The 19,477-nt window shown below is 52.6% G+C and carries 15 protein-coding genes and 1 pseudogene; 3 read left to right on the forward strand and 13 right to left on the reverse strand.

Annotation, left to right across the window (positions count from 1 at the left end):
- Nucleotides 1–205: 205 nt before the first annotated feature.
- The 5 genes from hemG to GT753_RS17730 form a co-directional block, all read right to left on the reverse strand.
- Complete coding sequence (gene hemG / locus GT753_RS17710; RefSeq protein WP_004934493.1) at nucleotides 206–739, reverse strand: menaquinone-dependent protoporphyrinogen IX dehydrogenase; 534 nt, start codon at nucleotides 737–739, stop codon at nucleotides 206–208.
- Nucleotides 740–760: 21 nt separating this feature from the next.
- Nucleotides 761–2,212 (reverse strand): Trk system potassium transporter TrkH, encoded by a 1,452-nt coding sequence (gene trkH, locus GT753_RS17715; RefSeq protein ID WP_004934492.1) that lies wholly within the window; start codon nucleotides 2,210–2,212, stop codon nucleotides 761–763.
- 35 nt (nucleotides 2,213–2,247) lie between these two features.
- The gene (locus tag GT753_RS17720; RefSeq protein WP_004934489.1) at nucleotides 2,248–2,862 is read right to left on the reverse strand and encodes an IMPACT family protein; all 615 of its coding nucleotides are present in this window, start codon (nucleotides 2,860–2,862) and stop codon (nucleotides 2,248–2,250) included.
- Entirely contained in the window at nucleotides 2,862–4,193 is a 1,332-nt protein-coding gene (gene pepQ, locus GT753_RS17725; protein WP_004934485.1) for a Xaa-Pro dipeptidase, read from the reverse strand. The genes GT753_RS17720 and pepQ overlap by 1 nt, the downstream gene beginning before the upstream one ends.
- A 112-nt stretch (nucleotides 4,194–4,305) precedes the next feature.
- Entirely contained in the window at nucleotides 4,306–5,502 is a 1,197-nt protein-coding gene (locus GT753_RS17730; RefSeq protein WP_174242153.1) for an MFS transporter, read from the reverse strand.
- 233 nt (nucleotides 5,503–5,735) lie between these two features.
- Between GT753_RS17730 and fadB the strand changes: the two genes are divergently transcribed.
- Nucleotides 5,736–7,925 (forward strand): fatty acid oxidation complex subunit alpha FadB, encoded by a 2,190-nt coding sequence (gene fadB, locus GT753_RS17735; RefSeq protein ID WP_160125808.1) that lies wholly within the window; start codon nucleotides 5,736–5,738, stop codon nucleotides 7,923–7,925.
- Between the two features lie 10 nt (nucleotides 7,926–7,935).
- Nucleotides 7,936–9,099, forward strand: a complete 1,164-nt coding sequence (fadA, locus tag GT753_RS17740; protein ID WP_004934476.1) for an acetyl-CoA C-acyltransferase FadA — start codon at nucleotides 7,936–7,938, stop codon at nucleotides 9,097–9,099.
- A gap of 172 nt (nucleotides 9,100–9,271) precedes the next feature.
- Here the strand turns inward: fadA and fre are convergent, their stop codons facing one another.
- The 3 genes from fre to pepE all read right to left on the reverse strand — a co-directional run bounded on the left by fre (nucleotide 9,272) and on the right by pepE (nucleotide 12,332).
- Complete coding sequence (fre, locus tag GT753_RS17745) at nucleotides 9,272–9,973, reverse strand: NAD(P)H-flavin reductase (RefSeq protein ID WP_004934474.1); 702 nt, start codon at nucleotides 9,971–9,973, stop codon at nucleotides 9,272–9,274.
- 50 nt (nucleotides 9,974–10,023) lie between these two features.
- A complete protein-coding gene (gene ubiD / locus GT753_RS17750) occupies nucleotides 10,024–11,544 on the reverse strand; it encodes a 4-hydroxy-3-polyprenylbenzoate decarboxylase (RefSeq protein WP_015376309.1) in 1,521 nt (506 codons plus the stop codon).
- Nucleotides 11,545–11,606: 62 nt separating this feature from the next.
- Complete coding sequence (gene pepE / locus GT753_RS17755) at nucleotides 11,607–12,332, reverse strand: dipeptidase PepE (RefSeq protein WP_015376308.1); 726 nt, start codon at nucleotides 12,330–12,332, stop codon at nucleotides 11,607–11,609.
- Between the two features lie 244 nt (nucleotides 12,333–12,576).
- Between pepE and rfaH the strand changes: the two genes are divergently transcribed.
- Entirely contained in the window at nucleotides 12,577–13,065 is a 489-nt protein-coding gene (gene rfaH / locus GT753_RS17760; protein WP_015376307.1) for a transcription/translation regulatory transformer protein RfaH, read from the forward strand.
- Between the two features lie 150 nt (nucleotides 13,066–13,215).
- Here the strand turns inward: rfaH and GT753_RS17765 are convergent, their stop codons facing one another.
- From GT753_RS17765 to GT753_RS17785, 5 genes and pseudogenes are all read right to left on the reverse strand, one after another.
- Complete coding sequence (locus GT753_RS17765) at nucleotides 13,216–13,890, reverse strand: hypothetical protein (protein WP_160125809.1); 675 nt, start codon at nucleotides 13,888–13,890, stop codon at nucleotides 13,216–13,218.
- The gene (locus GT753_RS17770; RefSeq protein WP_160125810.1) at nucleotides 13,877–14,503 is read right to left on the reverse strand and encodes a hypothetical protein; all 627 of its coding nucleotides are present in this window, start codon (nucleotides 14,501–14,503) and stop codon (nucleotides 13,877–13,879) included. Before GT753_RS17770 ends, GT753_RS17765 begins: the two co-directional genes overlap by 14 nt.
- Nucleotides 14,504–16,780, reverse strand: coding sequence for an ATP-binding protein (locus GT753_RS17775; RefSeq protein ID WP_160125811.1), 2,277 nt, complete (start codon nucleotides 16,778–16,780; stop codon nucleotides 14,504–14,506).
- Nucleotides 16,781–16,783: 3 nt separating this feature from the next.
- Nucleotides 16,784–18,049 carry an N-6 DNA methylase gene (locus GT753_RS17780; protein WP_160125812.1) on the reverse strand — a complete coding sequence of 422 codons (1,266 nt, stop codon included), beginning with the start codon at nucleotides 18,047–18,049 and terminating at the stop codon, nucleotides 16,784–16,786.
- A gap of 256 nt (nucleotides 18,050–18,305) precedes the next feature.
- Nucleotides 18,306–19,416: pseudogene (locus tag GT753_RS17785) on the reverse strand (IS3 family transposase).
- Nucleotides 19,417–19,477: the final 61 nt, after the last annotated feature.

The raw sequence follows: 19,477 nt of genomic DNA on the forward strand, positions 1-19,477 counted from the left end.
GCGGGCTGCGTATACTACGCTTTTCGCCCGGAGAGTCAAGCGTTTATTTCGCTTTCTTCTCGCTGACCCGGCGGCTTGTCAGTCGTTGTTCCCGGTCAGTGGAGGCGCATTATAGGGAGTTCTCGGCAGGCCGCAACCCCTAATTGCAAAAAACTTTTCAAGCGCGGGTTTTTTCGGCAAAACGCTGGCCAAACCCGCGTTTTTGTCACTTTTCGTACTGAATCTGGCTAAATTCCTGGGCGAAACGATCGACCTGCTGCCAATCTGTGTACTCCACTTCCTTACTGGTATCCGTTTCACCGCCCGTCATACGCATAATAAATTGAATCATGATGCGGTCGAACCAACGATAGCGCGGATACCGCAATGCGCCGGCAAACACCGCGCACTGTTTTGGCTGCCACGGCGAGGCCAGCAGGAACTTGCGGGTATAAGCGTTGGTTTGCGGCGAACGCTTTTCCGGTTTACGCGCGGTCAGGTTCACGGCGAAGAAGGCGCTCGGCATCCTATTCAGCTGTTCGGCATGGCGCTTAACGAATTTATCCAGCACCGGGTTAAAGTGCCCGTAACGGATAGAAGCACCGATCATCACCTGCTGGTACTGACTAAGGTCGACCTGTTCCGCCTGCAGCAGATCAATCACCTCACAACGCAGCGTGTCCTGCAACTTGCTTGCTATATAAGAAGCGATAGCACGTGTTTGCCCGTCACGGCTCGAATAAAGTATCAATGCCTTCATGGCATACTCCTTATATCAGGCTCACTCACGCCAAAAAGTTGGCGTGAACAGCACCAGCAATGTAAACACTTCCAGGCGCCCGAACAGCATCGTCACCACCAGGATCCACTTGGCCGCCGCCGGCATCGTGGTGAAGTTATCCGCCACCACGCCCAGGCCGGGGCCAAGGTTATTGAGTGTTGCCGTCACTGCGGCGAACGCGGAGAAATCGTCAACGCCGGTGGCAATGATCGCCAGCATACTGACGATAAACACCAGCGCATAGGCGGAGAAGAATCCCCATACCGCTTCCAGAATGCGTTCCGGCAGCGCGCGATTGCCCAATTTGATGGTATAGACCGCGTTGGGGTGCACCAGCCTCTTCAACTCTCGCGAGCCCTGCAGGTACAGAAGCAGAATACGGATCACCTTCAGGCCGCCGCCGGTCGAGCCGGCACAACCGCCGATGAACGCCGAGCACAGCAACAACATCGGCAGAAACAGCGGCCACTTGGCGATGCTGTCGGTCGTAAAACCGGCCGTGGTCGCCATCGATACCACCTGGAAGAACGCCTGATTGAGCGTTTCCATACCGCTCTTATAGACGCCATGTCCCCAGAGCACCAACGTGCATACCACCACCAGCGTCAACTGAACGAAGATGAACATGCGGAATTCAGGATCGCGCCCGTACACCTTCAGACTACGGCCGCTTAGCAAAGCGAAGTGCAGGCCGTAGTTACAGCCGGAAATCAGCAGGAACACGGCGATGATGGTGTTGATAGTCGGACTGGCGTAATAACCGATACTGGCGTCGTGGGTAGAAAACCCGCCAATGGCGATGGTCGAGAAACTGTGGCCGATGGCGTCGAACACCGACATCCCGGCCCCCCAGAGCGCCAGCGCACAGGCGACGGTCAGCAACACATAGATTAGCCACAGGGTTTTGGCGGTTTCGGCGATGCGTGGACGCATCTTGTTATCTTTCAGCGGCCCGGGCATTTCCGCTCGATACAGCTGCATGCCGCCGACGCCAAGTATCGGCAGTATCGCCACCGCCAACACGATGATCCCCATGCCGCCCATCCATTGCAGCATTTGGCGATAGAACAGGATGGCCTTCGGCAACGAGTCCAGCCCCACCAGCGTCGTTGCGCCGGTAGTCGTCAATCCCGAGAAGGATTCAAAGAAGGCGTCGGTCAGCGACAAGTTGGGCCGTTCCGAAAACAGGAACGGCAATGCCCCCACGCTGCCCAGCACGGTCCAGAACAACACGACAATCAGGAAGCCTTCACGGGGCTTCAGCTCGTGTTTCTGTTTGCGGTTCGGCCACCACAGCATCAGACCGATGGTCAGCGCCACGAAGAAGGTTTGGCTGAACGCGCGCCCCGCCCCATCGCGGTAAATCAATGCCACCAGGCCGGGAATAAACATCGTCCCGGAGAACAGGATGACCAGCAGACCAACGATACGGGTTATGGCGCGAAAATGCATTTCAGCACGATCCTTAGCAATTCAATTGGGAGGAATTATTGCGAAATGGGGGTTAATTGCAAATTACCGCGACTGAGATCACGCAATTTATTCCCAAACAGTTCGACCTCGGTGGCCGGCAACGCCAGATGCAGCACGACGGCGGCGCCGTATTCGCCCTGCAGGATCCGACCTGCGGTTTGCTGCAGCAAGTTCTCCACCAACGCCAACTGCGCATAGTCGCACTGCAAGATATATTCGGCTTCCGGCACCTTTTGTGCCAACGCCAACTGCTTCAACGCCTGTTGAACACCGTTGCCATAGGCTTTCACCAGCCCGCCGGTGCCCAGCTTGACGCCGCCATAGTAACGAACGACCACGGCGGTCACTTCACCGATGCCGCTCCCCATCAGCTGCGCGAGGATCGGTTTGCCGGCGGTGCCCGACGGCTCTCCGTCGTCTGAGAACCCCAGTTGCTGCGAGTCATCGGGGCTGCCGGCGACGAAAGCCCAACAATGGTGTCGCGCCGCCGGATGCTCATCCCGCACCTGCTGAATAAACGCCTTTGCCGCTTCTACCCCGCTGGTCGGCGCCAGCAGGGTGATGAAACGGCTCTTCTTTATTTCTTCGGTAAAGCAGGTGGCTTCCGCCGGTATCGGGTAAGGCCGCATCAGGCCAGATTCAGATCGCGCGTCATGTTCTCGATGCGCTTTTCGTGGATCACGATGTTGTCTTCGATACGGATGCCGCCATACGGCTTCAGCGCATCGATGCGATCCCAGGCGAAGTGCTGCTTGAATTCACCGCTGCGCCACGGTGCCAACAGAGACTCGATGAAGTACAGACCTGGCTCGATGGTCAACACCATGCCCGGCTGCAACACGCGGGTGCAACGCAGGAATGGATACTTGGACGGCGCCGGCAGATGGGTGCCTTGCTCGTCCTGCATAAAGCCGGCGGCGTCGTGCACCTGAAGGCCCAGCGGATGGCCCAGCCCGTGCGGCAGGAACGGCGTGGTAATACCCGTTTCAACCATCGCCTCTTCGCTGAGGCCGTTCACCAACTTGTGATTCTTGAGCAGCTTGGCGATGCGCTGATGCATTTGCACATGGTAGTCGGTATAGCGCACGCCGGGCTTGATGGTGTCGATCAGCGCCAGCTGTTCACCATTGAGATCTTTCACCAAGTGGGCGAACTCGCTGCCGCTTTGCGCCGCGTAGGTGCGGGTCAGATCGGCGGCATAGCCGTTATATTCCGCGCCGGCGTCGATAAGGAAACTCAGGGGTTCGGCCGGCGGCTGATGATCCAGCTTGGTGTAGTGCAGTACCGAAGCGTGTTCGTTCAGCGCTACGATGTTGTCGTAAGGCACGTCGGTATCGCGGTGGCCTGTCGCCGTCAGGTAGGCCAGGTTGATGTCGAACTCGCTCATACCGGAGAGGAACGCCTCATGCGCCGCACGATGGCCGGTTACCGCCGTCTTCTGCGCTTCGCGCATGCAGGCCAGCTCGTAGCCGGTTTTGATAGAACGGTGGAAATCCAGGTAGTTCAACACCGCTTTCGGGTTGATGTTTTCAGAAGAAATGCCGAGATCGCGTGCGCGCTGTTGCGCATAACCGATATAGCCCACGCGCTCGCGCTGCGGCGGAAGCTGCTGGGCGATGGCGTCGGCGTTGGCCAACGGCATCAATTCAAGGGATTTGGTCCAGAAACTGTCCGGCAGCGGCTCTACGCTGTGCCAGTAGTCGACCGGGGAGTAGAACCACAGCTTCGGCTTATTGACACCGTCGATCCACAACCAGCAGTTCGGCACCGACGTCACCGGCACCCAGGCTTTGAAATGCGCGTTCACTTTGAACGGATAGCTATGGTCGTCCAAAAATACCTTTTGCAGCTCACCGGAGTGAATCAGCAGCGCATCCAACTTGTTGCGCTCCAGCACTTCGCGCGCGCGTTTTTGCAGCTCTGCCAGGTGGTCGTTATACAAAGAAGCCAGCGTTTCCATCACAGTACCCTTATGCCTTAGCACGAAAGAAGTCATCTTAACACAGCGCTCCGGCGCACCAACCTCATCGCGTTGGGCATGCGGAGCAGCTCGCAATTCCCTGCAAATGCCGTTACATCCGCAGCTTAACCATTAACCAGCCGCCCAAACCGAGCAGCGCTATCGCCAGCGCCCACAGGCCATGGTGTTCCAACAACACCGCGCCAGCCGCGGCGACGCCCGCCAGACACTGCTGCAGAAAGCCACACAGCGCCATCGCATAAGCGCCGTACTCTTTGGCATCGCTGACGGCCATCGCCATGCTGTTGGGAAACAGCACCGCCTGGCCAAAAATGGTCAGGCAATACAGCGCGATGAACAGCGCCATACCGGAAAGGCCGGCCAGAATGCCGCTCCACCACAACAGCAGGATCGCCGCCGTCGCCAGAGCCACGATACCGCTGCCGGTTTGCATCAGTTTTTTCCCGCCGACACGCGCCACCGTGCGGTTCACCGTCAGCGCCCCGCTGAAGTAGGCGACGCCGATCACCAGCCCCAGGGCACCGAACGCCGTGACGTTGAGACCAAAACCCTGCTGCATGACGAACGGACTCACCTCCTGCAATGTCACCGTGGTGGCGAAGCCCAATCCGCCGACGCAGGCCGGCCAGAAGAACCCCGGCCGCCGCAGGATGGCAAAGTAGGTTGCCGCCATCGCCGGGCGCACGCCCCCTGCCCGTCCCGCCTCCAGCGGCAGCGTCGCCATCAGCGCCAGAATGGCCAAACCGGTGGCGCCCATCAGGACGAAGCCCATCTGCCAGTGCGAATATTGGCTGAGCAGGCCGCCGATAAACTGCCCCCCGCCCAGCGCAGTGATGAAAGCGATGGAGAGCACCGACAGACGGCGCGCCAGCTCATCACCGCTCCAGTTATCCCGCACGATGATACGCGCAATGATCGCCGCACCGCCGGCACCGACGCCCTGCAGAGCGCGCAAGGTCAGCAGCTCGGCGCCGTTGCTGCACAGCGCCAACAGCCCGCTGCTGCCAATGAAAAGCAGCAGGGAAAGCGTCAGCGGCGCTCGGCGGCCAAAGCGATCGGCGGCCGCGCCCCAGAACAACACCGGCAAGGCAGCGCCGATGACGAAGATCGAAATGGACAGCTCGGTGGCGCGCCGGCTCATCGCCAGCTCGCGCATCACCGTCGGCAGCGAAGGCAGATACACGGTCGTCGCCATCTGCGCCATAAACACCAACAGACACGCCAGCGTCATGGTTCTGGCGGGAATGCTCCATAAGCCGCTGCGTTTGACACAAACCGCCTTAGTCATGCCTAACCTCGTCTGAATGATAAATCGCTGCAGGCAAGTGTATGAGGGCCGACAACCACCAGCAAATGCCGATAGCACATAAAATATAACTCCGTTTTAAATCAAAACACTAACTTGGTGAGATGTGATCAGACCAGCAAATATGCAATCTCTCATTTGCATATTTTTAACATAAAAACCACACTCCTCTTCATCTGGTCATACCAGATCATACGCTGATTCAGGAGATAGACATGCTCTACCAAGGCGAAACATTACAACTGCACTGGCTCGATAACGGCATTGCCGAGCTGGTGTTCAACGCATCAGGCTCGGTCAACAAGCTGGACACCCGCACCGTCGCCAGCCTGGGCGAGGCGCTCACCGTGCTGGAAAACCAGCCTGAGCTCAAGGGGCTGCTGCTGCGCTCCACCAAAGCCGCATTTATCGTCGGCGCCGATATCACCGAATTCCTTTCTCTGTTTGCCGCACCGGCTGAAAAGCTGCACGAGTGGCTGGTATTCGCCAACAACGTCTTTAACCGGCTGGAAGATTTGCCGGTACCGACCATTTCGGCCATTAACGGCTATGCGCTCGGCGGCGGTTGCGAATGCATTCTGGCGACCGATTTCCGCGTCGCCTCGCCGGACGCGCGCATCGGCCTGCCGGAAACCAAATTGGGCATCATGCCGGGCTTCGGCGGTTCCGTCCGTCTGCCACGCCTGCTGGGTAACGACAGCGCGCTGGAAATCATCGCCGCCGGCAAAGACGTCAGCGCCAAAGACGCGTTGAAAGTCGGCCTGGTCGATGCGGTAGTGGCGCCGGAAAAACTGGCCGAAGCGGCGCTCAACATGCTGCAACAGGCGATCGACGGCAAGCTGGACTGGCGCGCCGCGCGTCAACCTAAGCTGGAGCCGCTGAAACTCAGCCCGATTGAAGCGGCGATGAGCTTCACCACCGCCAAAGGCATGGTACTGCAGACCGCCGGTAAACATTACCCGGCGCCGATGACCGCGGTGAAGACCATTGAAGCCGCCGCCAAGCTGGGCCGCGATGAAGCGCTGAAACTGGAAACCGCCAGCTTCGTGCCGTTGGCCCGCTCCAACGAAGCGCGCGCGCTGGTCGGCATCTTCCTTAACGATCAGTTCGTGAAGGGCCAGGCGAAAAAGCTGGCCAAGAATGTGGATGCGCCAAAACAGGCGGCGGTGCTGGGCGCCGGCATCATGGGCGGCGGTATCGCTTACCAATCGGCGCTGAAAGGCGTACCGGTGATCATGAAGGACATCAGCGACAAGTCGCTGACGCTGGGCATGAGCGAAGCGGCCAAGCTGCTCAACAAGCAGCTGGAGCGCGGCAAGCTGGATGGCCTGAAAATGGCGCAGGTGCTGTCGACCATTCAGCCGACGCTGGACTATGCCGGCATCGAGCGCGCGCAGGTGATCGTTGAGGCGGTCGTCGAGAATCCGAAAGTCAAAGCCGCCGTGCTGTCGGAAGTGGAAGGCCTGATCGGTGAAGACACCGTTCTGGCGTCGAACACCTCGACCATTCCGATTAATCACCTGGCAAAATCGCTGAAGCGCCCGCAAAACTTCTGCGGCATGCACTTCTTTAACCCGGTGCACCGCATGCCGCTGGTTGAAATCATCCGCGGCGAACAGACCAGCGATGATACCATCGCCAAAGTGGTGGCCTACGCCAGCCGCATGGGCAAAACGCCGATCGTGGTGAACGATTGCCCGGGCTTCTTCGTCAACCGCGTGCTGTTCCCGTACTTCGCCGGCTTCAGCCTGCTGCTGCGCGACGGCGCCGACTTCCGTCAAATCGATAAAGTGATGGAAAAACAGTTCGGCTGGCCGATGGGCCCGGCCTACCTGCTCGACGTCGTGGGCATCGACACCGCGCACCACGCGCAGGCCGTGATGGCCGCCGGTTTCCCGGATCGCATGAGCAAAGACTACCGCGACGCCATTGACGTGATGTTCGACAACCAGCGCTTCGGTCAGAAAAATCAACTGGGCTTCTACCGCTACAGCCAGGACAGCAAAGGCAAACCGCGCAAGGACAACGATGAGCAGACCGATGCGCTGCTGGCCGAAGTGAGCCAACCGCGCCAGATCATCAGCGACGAAGAAATCATCGCGCGCATGATGATCCCGATGATCAACGAAGTGGTGCGTTGCCTGGAAGAAAATATCGTCGCCAGCCCGGCCGAAGCCGATATGGCGTTGGTCTACGGCATCGGTTTCCCTCCGTTCCACGGCGGCGCGTTCCGCTACCTGGATACGCTCGGCACCGCCAACTACGTTGAGCTGGCCCAGCGTTACGCACACCTCGGCGCCCTGTACCAGGTGCCGGCCGGTCTGCGCGCCAAGGCCGAACGCAATGAAAGCTACTACCCGGTGGCGACACCGCTGTCCGACGTCGCTACCCGCCAACCGGCATGAGGTCATAAAGATGGAAAACGTAGTTATTGTTGATGCCGTACGCACGCCGATGGGCCGCTCCAAGGGCGGCGCATTCCGCCAGGTACGCGCCGAAGATCTCTCCGCTCACCTGATGCGTGAAGTGCTGAGCCGCAATCCGGCGCTGGACGCCGCCGAGATTGATGACATTTACTGGGGCTGCGTGCAGCAGACGCTGGAACAAGGCTTCAACATCGCCCGCAACGCCGCGCTGCTGGCCGAGATCCCGCACCGCGTGCCGGCGGTGACCGTCAACCGCCTGTGCGGCTCTTCGATGCAGGCGCTGCACGACGCGGCACGCGCCATCATGGTGGGCGACGCGCACATCAGCCTGATCGGCGGCGTGGAACACATGGGCCATGTGCCGATGAATCACGGCGTGGATTTCCATCCGGGCCTGAGCCGCAGCGTGGCCAAGGCCGCCGGGATGATGGGGCTGACCGCCGAAATGCTGGCCAAGATGCACAACATCAGTCGCCAGATGCAGGATGAATTTGCCGCCCGCTCCCACCAGCGCGCGCATGCAGCAACGCTGGCCGGTTACTTTAAAAACGAGATCATACCGACCAACGGCCACGACGCCGACGGCGTGCTGACCCGTTACGATTTCGATGAAGTCATTCGCCCGGAGACCACCGTCGAAAGCCTGTCGGCCCTGCGCCCGGCGTTCGATCCGGTCAACGGCACCGTCACCGCCGGCAGCTCCTCCGCCCTGTCGGACGGTGCTTCCGCCATGCTGCTGATGAGCGAATCGCGCGCCAAAGCGCTCGGTTTGAAGGCCCGCGCCCGCATCCGCTCGATGGCGGTCGTCGGCTGCGATCCGTCCATCATGGGCTACGGCCCGGTGCCGGCCAGCAAGCTGGCGCTGAAACGCGCCGGTCTGAGCGTGCAGGACATCGATCTGTTCGAGCTGAACGAAGCGTTCGCCGCCCAGTCGCTGCCGTGCATCAAGGATCTGGGGCTGATGGACAGCATCGACGACAAGATTAACCTGAACGGCGGCGCCATCGCGCTCGGCCACCCGCTGGGGTGTTCCGGCTCCCGCATCTCGACCACCCTGTTGAACAACATGGAACGTCGCGACGCGCAGTTCGGCCTGGCGACCATGTGCATCGGCCTGGGCCAGGGTATCGCCACCGTGTTTGAACGCGTTTAGCTGTGTCTATCTTGGGATGACCGCGTCACCACTTCAAATCGCGGCATCCCGCCAAGTTTAGTTGCCGTTCTTCCCGCCTGTCAGGGGCGGGTTTTTTATGCCTGAAATTTGCCGACGCCCAAATAAAAACGGGGCGACCCTCGGCCACCCCGTTCACTGCGCATCGCCTGTGTCAGATAAACGAAAACGCGTCGCCAAACATATGCGCTTCCAGCGCGCCGCGCTCGGCGCAGAAACGCTCGCGGGCGATTTTCGCCATCTCGAAACGCCCGGCGATGTAAATGTCATGCTCCGCCAGCGTGCCGAAATCCTGCAGCACCGCGCTAAGCACGGTGCCGCTGCGGCCACGCCATTCAGCCTCCGGCTGCTCGACCACCGGGATCACCTTCAGATTCGGATGCTGCAACGACAGCGCTTCCAGCTCGCTCAAATCGTACAGGTGCTTCAGCTCACGCCCGCCCCAGTAGATTGAAATGTCGCGATCGGGTTGCTGCTCCAGCGCGGTCAACAGGATTGAACGCGCGTAAGAGAAACCGGTACCGCCGGCGATCAGCACCAGCGGACGGCTGCCCTCTTCCCGCAGCCAGGCGTCGCCATGCGGCACGTCAACGGTGATCGCCTGCTCTTTCAGGATGCGATCCATCACCGCCATGGCGTACAGATTCAGCTCAGAAGCGCCGATATGCAGCTCGATGTAATCTTGCTGCGTCGGGGTTGATGCCAGTGAGAACGGGCGCTTGTCGCGCTCATCCATCACCACCATCAGATATTGCCCTGCCTTGAAAGAAAACGGCTGTTCGGGCACCAGACGTACCCGATAAACCGTATCGGTAATGGCCTCTACCGAGGTCACTTTACAGCTCAATATTGTCATGCGTTCCCTCTGTCGGGTCATCAATGCAAAGCTGAGAACAGGGCCTGACGCTATAACGTCGGTTCCCTGTCACTGAAGATTGCGAGCTCATCCCAGATTTCGTCGACGCGCGCACGTACCTTTTCATCCATCTGAATCGGACGGCCCCATTCGCGATCGGTTTCACCCGGCCATTTATTGGTGGCGTCCAGCCCCATCTTCGAACCCAGGCCGGAAACCGGCGAGGCGAAGTCCAGATAGTCGATCGGCGTATTCTCCACCAGAACAGTATCCCTTGCCGGATCCATTCGTGTGGTGATCGCCCAAATCACGTCGTTCCAGTCGCGCGCATTGACGTCATCGTCACAGACGATAACAAATTTGGTGTACATAAACTGCCGCAGGAACGACCAGACGCCCATCATCACGCGTTTCGCGTGGCCGGCGTACTGTTTTTTCATGGTCACTACCGCCAGGCGGTACGAGCACCCTTCCGGCGGCAGATAGAAATCGACGATTTCCGGGAACTGCTTTTGCAGGATCGGCACGAACACTTCATTCAGCGCCACGCCCAGGATCGCCGGCTCATCCGGCGGCCGGCCGGTGTAGGTCGAGTGGTAGATCGCGTTGCGGCGCTGGGTGATGTGGGTAACGGTGAACACCGGGAACTGGTCGATTTCATTGTAGTAACCGGTGTGGTCGCCGTAGGGGCCTTCCGGCGCCATTTCACCCGGCTCGATATAGCCTTCAAGCACGATTTCGGCGCTGGCGGGCACTTCCAGATCGTTGGAAAGGCACTTGACCACTTCGGTTTTATTGCCGCGCAGCAGCCCGGCAAAGGCATATTCAGACAGGGTATCCGGCACCGGCGTGACCGCACCGAGGATGGTAGCGGGATCGGCGCCCAGCGCCACCGCGACCGGGAAACGCTCGCCCGGATGCGCCTGGCACCACTCCTGATAATCCAGCGCGCCACCGCGATGCGACAGCCAGCGCATGATCACTTTATTCTTGCCCAGCACCTGCTGGCGATAGATGCCGAGGTTTTGCCGTTCCTTATGCGGGCCGCGGGTCACCGTCAGCCCCCAGGTGATCAGCGGCGCAGCGTCTTCCGGCCAGCAGTGCATCACCGGAATACGGCTGAGATCGACATCGTCACCCTGCCATACCTGCTCCTGACAAGGCGCGGATCCCAGCACCTTGGTCGGCATGTTCAGCACCTGCTTGAACTTTGGCATTTTGTCGAACAGATCGCGGAAGCCTTTCGGCGGCTCCGGTTCTTTGAGGAACGCCAGCAGTTTGCCGACTTCGCGCAGCGCGCTGATGTCTTCCTGCCCCATGCCCATCGCCACGCGATTGGCGGTGCCGAACAGGTTACAGAGCACCGGCATGTCATACCCTTTCGGGTTTTCAAACAGCAGTGCCGGACCGCCCGCTCGCAGGGTGCGATCGGCAATCTCCGTCATTTCCAGGTAAGGATCGATCGGCTGGCTGATGCGTTTTAGTTCCCCTCTCTTCTCCAGCAACGAGAGGAAATCGCGTAAGTCACGGTATTTCATGCTGATCATTATAACGGCCAGTGGGGAGGGCATTATAAGCCCTCTTCACGGTTGTTGCTGCAATTTTGTTAACGCCGCCCGCCGCCGGGTGGCCCTCAGCCGCAGTTGAACGGCACCAGCGCAGCCAGCGCGCGCGTATCCTGATATTCACGCGTCTCCTCACCGTGGCGGAACACCTTGAAGCCCTGCCCGTTAGCGCTGAAGTAACGCAGCGCATTGCCTTCAACGTGCAGCAGGCTACCTTCACGCAGCGCTACCACCGACTCGCTTGGATTGACCGCGCAGAACTCCGCCAGGCGCTCGTCACGGGTTTCGCCCATGTGGCCGCTGATATGTGCGTCGATGTAGTGCGGGTTGATCTGCGCCGGGAACAGCCCCAGCGCCGGCAGCACCACGCTGCAGCGCACCGGCATGTCATTGGTGGTGCGAATGCTCGGCGTGGCCACGTTGCAACCGGCGCTCCAGCCGACGTAAGGCACTTCACGCTCGCGCACCGCGCGCTGGATGGGCACGATCAGGCCTTGTTCGTGCAGCATTTGGTTCAGCAACCAGGTATTGCCGCCGCTGACCAAAATGCACTCCGCCTGCGCGATCGCCGCCGCCGGCGAAGCGGCGTGGTGGATGCTGGTGACTTCGATGCCCAGCGTTTGCGCCAGTTCCTGCGCACGCTGGTCGTAGTCGTAACGGATCAGGGCGTAAGGGATAAAGACGGCGGATTTGATGCCGCGACGCGCAATCATCGCCAGCAGTTGGCTTTTGGCGTACCCCAGCAGCTCGGCTTCGCCAGACAGCTTGCCGTTGCTCAACAGAAACAGCTCCATTTCTTTCCCTCTCGGTCAAAACGATGAATAGCGTCACAGCCGGCGGCGCAGCGCCTGCCATACTGTGACGGTAACAAATTTTTAGCCCTCTGTTATACCAGCACCGTATCGATAAGTGTGTGACCCCTCGCTAATAGCCGCAGATTCATAGAGATAGGTGATGTTACACACTGAAACTTGCATCACTATGTATCCGGAATAGCTTTTGATATGCTTACCGGCTGGCAGAAAGGCATGTGAAATTATGGAATCCTGGTATCTACTTTATTGCAAACGCGGTCAGCTGTTGCGGGCGCAGGAACATCTGGAGCGGCAGCAGGTAAACTGCCTCAGCCCGATCATCACGCTGGAAAAGATCGTGCGTGGTAAACGTATCGCGGTCAGCGAACCCCTGTTTCCCAACTATCTGTTTGTGGAGTTCGATCCGGAGCGCATTCACACCACCACCATCAGCGCCACCCGTGGCGTCAGCCACTTCGTGCGTTTCGGCACGTTGCCGAGCGTCATCCCGAGCAAGGTGATCGATGAGCTGCGCACGCACGCCAGCGAAACCTATGTCGATCCGGAAACCCCACAGCCAGGGGATACCGTTCTGATCGTCGACGGCGTGTTCGAAGGGCTGCAGGCGATCTACACCGAACCGGACGGCGAGGCGCGTTCCATGTTGTTGCTGAACCTGATCAACAAGCAGGTCAGTCAAAGCATCGACAACCGACAGTTCCAGAAGATGTAATGCAAAAGGTGCCCTCAGGCGCCTTTTTGAACGCTTCAACATGATGAAATAAAATGATTTATTTCAGGTCGCGTCCACATGTTGACCACATCGAAACAAGAAGTCCCGCGCAAGCGGGCTTCACTAAATTTAAAAAAAAATATCAACATTCTAAACTTTAATTAAATCCAGCTGTTCAAATCTTTTAAAAATATTTTGTAGTTTCATGATCTCTAGCTTTAAATCTTCAGCACTGAGATCTTTTGAATTCAAAAGATCGTTTTGTTTTTGCAATAATAGCCTCAATATCAAGGCGGCCTTATTTTTCACAAGTCTACGCTTTCTGATAAAAACCCTATTAGTACGATTCAACAACATCTTACGTATCATATAATCTCCAGGGCCATTGTCATCTATTGATACAACCATTCCATTTTCATTTACAGAAATATAATTGCTAATATCAACTTTGAATCTGTCAATATAGCCTAATCTTGATACATATGTGGCGCCATCTTGAGTTTCTCTGCACCCCTTCCAGTCGTTTGTTTTCAGTACATTGCACTTCTGACACGAAAGGTGTAGATTGAAAGGATGTGTTTTAAGTATACCGTCAAATTTTTCAAGAAAAACATCCATTGGCCTAAAGTGGTCTAATGAAAAAGGCTCCCCACCGCACTCATCTATACTTGCATCACAATAGACACATCTGTATTGGCAGTCCTTACTAATGTTAGAATAATTCTTTTCGCAATTATATGTAGCGTAGAACTCCCCGGCTGATTTATAATAAGCAGAAATATCCTGCCTAGATAGATGAGGATAATAAAAGTTATTTATCATCATTCCCTTTCAACTCCAAATATATTGCATCCAATTCATTTGAGGCTTCATTTAACTTCCCGAGCGATTCCTCACTAATGATTCCTTCACTAGAAACATTTTTTATTCGAGACAAATCCAAAGCTTTAAACTCTTCAAGCTCATCTTCAGTTAAAGTTGAGAATATTGACTTTTCGAGAAGAACCTCGAATCTCTTTGCTTGTTGTGACTTTATGTCTTTATAGGTATTAATATGTCTCAGAAATCTTTGTTTTAGATTTGTATCGTCAAGATCCCAATCGTTTTTATCAATTACAAATTCTATATCGCCAAGATACTTCTCTATTTCATCTGCAAAACTAGTTAAGATATAAATAGGAATTTTTGAATCAAACACCCTAATTCTTTCAGCTAATTCGACCCCGTTATAAGTAGCAACGCCAGAGTGTTTAAGTTTCTCATCAATAAAAAATGTAATTTTTTCCGGTATATCTTTTAAAACTTGAACCATGCTATCCAATGACGGTTCAACATCTAAACATAATACCTCAAACTCGCCTGAGAACATTAAACTCATAGATAGTTGATACGTTGCTCGTACATCGCTGTCATCGTCGATGAATATAATAGTATTCATTTATTTATCCTGCAAAACTTCGATGAAAAAACCGGCCCCACCCAAATCTGAATATTGCTGGGCAGATATTGTACCTGATGGCATATGCTCTTCAACCTGACTTTTAATAATAGACAATCCCATCCCAGTACCTATCGAATTTCCTTTACGATCAACTTTACGACTGTGCATAGGCAAAAATATAGTATTTTCTTGCCCTGTTTCAAGACCGCATCCAGAATCCATAAACGCCAATCTTAATCGAGAACCACCGACTCTCTCGAAAACAATCTTTATCTTTCTCTGACGATGATTTATATCTTCAAGAGCCCAAGTAGCATTAGTTATCAAATTGATTGCAATGCTCTCCCAATCAATTTCAAATGATCGAACATTGAAATCTTCTTCCGCAATTCTAACAAATTCAATTTCATATTGAATCCCCATTTTTAAGAAAGTTGCAGACATCATTTCACATATATACTTAAAAATCTTAGGAACATTTATTTTTGAACGGGTTCGTTTATCAGGCTTAATATTATTAATGGCTAACTTTGAAAAAGTATCAACATACTGGGCTCCTGTTATCATGAGTTCAGTAACACTAATAAGTTGATCATAATTTATAGCAGCACCTGTATCTTGTGCTAATTTAATTAATGCTTTAAGATTTTTCGAGTTATTTAATGCTAATGCAGAATGAGTACGAATTTCGTGTCCAAAACTGACTGTTAACACCCCTAAAGAGGCAAGATTAGAAAGTGTGTCTTTTTCACCCTCTAACTTTTTACGTTCTTTTTCCAGATATAAATAATAATCATCAAGGGCTTTTTGATGAGAGGCTTTAGCTCTCTCAAGCTCACGTAATTTTTGATTAAGCACCTGAGCGGGAGGTGTTTTTTTACCTCTTCTTTTGGTTTTTTTGGAAAAAGCTCTTATCTCGTCAATTGCGCCCTTTAATTCAGTATCTTTCTCTTTAATTATACGCTCAAGTTCAGCGGCAAGATCAGTTTCCTCATTTGCTTGAGCATCTTTTGTAGCAAGCACTTCAAAAGAAGAAATGACTTTGAGTATAAAATTCCTGAGTTGCAGATAAGCTTCATTTTCAACTATACCCTCTCGATTAGCCTGATCGTTAAGAATGGCATTCGTCGTTTTAGAAATACTAACCGCACCAATAATTTGATTAGGGGCAATTCTCCAACCACCTTGCTTAATCCCGCCAGGGCTAGAGGCTTTTCGATAACCTAAATCTAACCAATCTCCCTTGCCCGTAGGTTCGCCATAAGGCCTGACGCGAAAATCATCACGGTAAATTCTCACCCCCCGGTTCAATTCCATAAATCTTGACCAGTTTCTCGCGGACATATCTATTTTAGAAAGAAACTCTTTTTTTCGTACCATATAATGAAATTCAAACTTCAGAGGACCAAACAATGGATTTTCACCTTGTTTTGAAATCCAATTTTTCCATGGTGTTGGTATTTGCTCTATTAACTCTCCAGTACTATTATTTTTAAAGGAAAGTTTAACTTTATTGCTGGAGTCTATTACAGCTTTTACTTCCCAACTGGCCGCCTTGAGTAATTCTTGAGTATCAACAACCTCTTTAGGGAATGAAATATTGTCAATTGTCCTATGGATTGTAATTGAAAAATCATTAGTAGATCTATATGGAGAAATTAAAAGCCTTAACTCTTGTTTTAAATCCTCAATAAATTCTGAACACCAATAATCTTTCAACCCAATCAATACCATATAGGTACCAGAATCGTCTACAGATGAGAATATTTCTCCATATTTACCTGATAATGGCAAATCATGCTCATAAATATCATGCTGGATTTCTGAGATTGAAGCATTGGTTCCCTCATATTTTCTCCAATCAACAATCAACTGAATGACCGAGCTACTTCCTTTTTTCTTAGTATATAAGACAACTTTTTTACTTAATCTGTCTAAGCCAAGACGCCCCAACCCTTTAGCACCCGTTAGAACACGTTTTTTGTTTAATGATAATTCGACTCCATTCTTAAAGTCAGTACCAATCTTTAGCCAATGATCATAGATTGTTTCCGCATCCATACCATTACCGTCATCCCTAATTACTAATGTTGAGAGAGCCGGTGATTCTCTTAAAAAAAACTCTACGTGAACACTCTCAGCATCAGCATCATATCCATTTTTTATCAGCTCAGAAACAGCAACTGTTGAACTTGAAATACTTTCACGACCGAGTTGCATAGGAACACGGGCTGAAAGATCAAATGGTTTCTTTCCTAAATATCTACGTGCCATAATTCATGCACCCTCAGCAAATGGAATATCTTTTATCACACCAACGGTTAGATGTCGTAATCGAATTCGTTCATTAAGGAAATCATTTGTTTGTTGGCTTTGAAGTACTTTCATAAGTTTTTTACACGTATTAACTTTCCCATCCTTAGGTGTGACTACGATCATATGATTTTCGATCGCAACCAGTTCATTTAAATTAATAAGCGTAGCTGATGCCCTACTCCTATCTGATGGACTAGAAGTTCTTTTGATAACAATAAAAGGTGGTTGTAAAACTTTCCCCGAAAATCTTCTTCTTTCGGATGCATATTTTACGATTTCCCATTTAGGACAGTTTTTAGGATAAAAGTATGCATACTCATTACCTTCTTCGGGATCACGATATGCAACTAATGGTCCGGTTCTAACATCAAAGTAATCAGCTACAGAAGTTTCTTTATTTATTGCCGTATGCCAATGTATTTTATTTTCGTTGCCTTTGCTAATTCCTGATAATAAGAATACATCAACATCAGTTTTCCTATTAAATCGACCACAAATTGTGACATCCCCTTCCATTGAAGCTGATACAAATTGTCTAAACTCGCTGTATCGACTTCCAGAACGAAGGACATCAGGTAATATGGCACTAATAAGGCAATTATTAGGAATCACTCTCAAGTATTTGTCAAAAATTATACCAGCTGCGTTGACATTCCCTTCTTTCCAATAATTTATTTTTGGGGAAGGCCAAATTGTAAACGGAGGGTTCATGACAATATGAGTGACCCTTTCAAGCTCCTTTGAATCTATTGTTAACGCATCTTTTACATATATATTTGAGAGAAATTTTAATGCTTCATCCAACTCACAATTTTGCTCCACACCTCTATTAATAGCCTCAATTACTATACGTATTTTGGCTGCTTCTATGAAGTGGTGATGAATATCATAACCCCAAAGCACCTTACCCCAGACTTTTAAAGTTTCAGTCAGGGTAGTTTCAATGCCTAGCTTTCTAGATGCTTCAATTAATAAATTGCCCGCGCCGCAGGTTGGATCCAAGATCACGGAACTCAGAGTTATTGGCCTTTTAAAGGACGATATCGCTTTTGATGCCAATGATTGACCAGTAAAGAAACTTCCCGCCTCACGCATTTCATCAATCGAAAGTAACTTTCTCAGGACATCATCAATGTCATCTAGATCAACTGAATTTCTCAGTCGTTCAACGTCTGAAGAGAGTAGAAACTCTCGCATAGCATCATTATGTGAAGTCAAGGGGTTCATAGTTTTTGTTCTGCAGAAAATTTTAGCCATGATAACATGAAAACAAAAACAGCTCCACCACCGATTAAAACACAAGTTATTGACTTATAAATGTTTTTTAACAAGCCCTTTAAACTATTATCTGCAGGTTATTTATAGCCATAACGGTCAAAAAACTTACATTCGAGTTTGTCTATTCAACGTAGCTGGCATCACATAAGCAATCGAGAGAAATAATTCGTAAGAAACGTCAAGCGATATTGTAAGCACACCCGTTTTAGTTCCACGCACTTTTTGAGATTTCCGGTTTTCGGCCATCAGCCGGTACTCCTCCGGTGTCAGGTTATTCAGGGATTCATGAGGTCGCTCGCTGTTGTATTCCATCAGCCAGTGCTCTGTGATTTCCCGCGCTTCATTCAGGGTTCTGAGCAGATAAAAATCCAGGATTTCTGTCCGGTACGTCCGGTTAAACCGTTCGATAAAGGCATTCTGCGTTGGTTTTCCCGGTTTGATAAATTTCAGCATCACTCCATGCTCTTCAGCCCACTGTGCCAGCGTCAGTGAGACCAGTTCTGGTCCGTTGTCCATCCGCAATTTCAGTGGATAACCCCGATTTGCCACTATTCTGTCCAGCACCCTGACCACCCGCTGTGCCGGGATATTCAGATCGATTTCTATTGCGAGGGCCTCGCGGTTAAAGTCATCAACCACATTGTAGGTCCGGAAGCGTCTGCCGCAGACCAGCGCATCATGCATAAAATCGATGGACCAGCTCTGGTTAAGCGCTTCCGGCGTTGCCAGTGGCGTCGGGTTACGCGCAGGTAAACGCTGTTTTCCCTTGCGACGAAAATTAAGTTTCAGCAGGCAGTAAATCCGGTGAACGCGTTTATGGTTCCAGCTGTTACCCTGCCTGCGCAGCAGCTGGAATAGCTTCTTAAAACCGTATCGCGGGTAGCGCTCTGCCAGCTCAGTCAGCACCTGGATCACCGGTTCATCGCGCCGGGTATCGGGCTGGTAAAAATAGACCGTCCTGCTCAGCGATAACGTCCTGCCGGCCTGGCGAATGCTCATGGTAAATTGCGCAGTCAGGTAACCGACGAGCTCACGCTTTATCGCTGGTTTTAAAGCTTTTTTTCGATAACGTCTTTCAGTGCCCGGCATTCAAGGCTGAGATCAGCAAACATCTGTTTGAGGCGATGGTTTTCATCCTCTAGGTCTTTCATCTTTTTGATATCATAGGCCTCCATACCGCCAAACTTCGCTTTCCAGTTGTAATAGCTGGCTTCAGAGATACCAGCTTCACGGCAGACATCCTTAACGGTACGTCCGGCTTCGACAGACTTCAGGACGGCAATGATCTGGTGTTCGGTAAATCGGGCTTTACGCATGGTGATCTCCTCACAGGACATAATCAGTATGTAGGAAGATCTCTAAAAGTGAATGGTTCGG

Origin of the sequence: Serratia sp. Z4 (assembly GCF_009900725.1) — a bacterium.
GTDB classification, from domain to species: domain Bacteria; phylum Pseudomonadota; class Gammaproteobacteria; order Enterobacterales; family Enterobacteriaceae; genus Serratia; species Serratia nematodiphila.

Excerpts from the sequence above, each read along its gene's own strand:
- hemG (WP_004934493.1), bottom strand. The coding sequence starts at position 739 with ATGAAGGCATTGATACTTTATTCGAGCCGTGACGGGCAAACACGTGCT.
- trkH (WP_004934492.1), bottom strand. The coding sequence starts at position 2,212 with ATGCATTTTCGCGCCATAACCCGTATCGTTGGTCTGCTGGTCATCCTG.
- GT753_RS17720 (WP_004934489.1), bottom strand. The coding sequence starts at position 2,862 with ATGCGGCCTTACCCGATACCGGCGGAAGCCACCTGCTTTACCGAAGAA.
- pepQ (WP_004934485.1), bottom strand. The coding sequence starts at position 4,193 with ATGGAAACGCTGGCTTCTTTGTATAACGACCACCTGGCAGAGCTGCAA.
- GT753_RS17730 (WP_174242153.1), bottom strand. The coding sequence starts at position 5,502 with ATGACTAAGGCGGTTTGTGTCAAACGCAGCGGCTTATGGAGCATTCCC.
- fadB (WP_160125808.1), top strand. The coding sequence starts at position 5,736 with ATGCTCTACCAAGGCGAAACATTACAACTGCACTGGCTCGATAACGGC.
- fadA (WP_004934476.1), top strand. The coding sequence starts at position 7,936 with ATGGAAAACGTAGTTATTGTTGATGCCGTACGCACGCCGATGGGCCGC.
- fre (WP_004934474.1), bottom strand. The coding sequence starts at position 9,973 with ATGACAATATTGAGCTGTAAAGTGACCTCGGTAGAGGCCATTACCGAT.
- ubiD (WP_015376309.1), bottom strand. The coding sequence starts at position 11,544 with ATGCCCTCCCCACTGGCCGTTATAATGATCAGCATGAAATACCGTGAC.
- pepE (WP_015376308.1), bottom strand. The coding sequence starts at position 12,332 with ATGGAGCTGTTTCTGTTGAGCAACGGCAAGCTGTCTGGCGAAGCCGAG.
- rfaH (WP_015376307.1), top strand. The coding sequence starts at position 12,577 with ATGGAATCCTGGTATCTACTTTATTGCAAACGCGGTCAGCTGTTGCGG.
- GT753_RS17765 (WP_160125809.1), bottom strand. The coding sequence starts at position 13,890 with ATGATGATAAATAACTTTTATTATCCTCATCTATCTAGGCAGGATATT.
- GT753_RS17770 (WP_160125810.1), bottom strand. The coding sequence starts at position 14,503 with ATGAATACTATTATATTCATCGACGATGACAGCGATGTACGAGCAACG.
- GT753_RS17775 (WP_160125811.1), bottom strand. The coding sequence starts at position 16,780 with ATGGCACGTAGATATTTAGGAAAGAAACCATTTGATCTTTCAGCCCGT.
- GT753_RS17780 (WP_160125812.1), bottom strand. The coding sequence starts at position 18,049 with ATGAACCCCTTGACTTCACATAATGATGCTATGCGAGAGTTTCTACTC.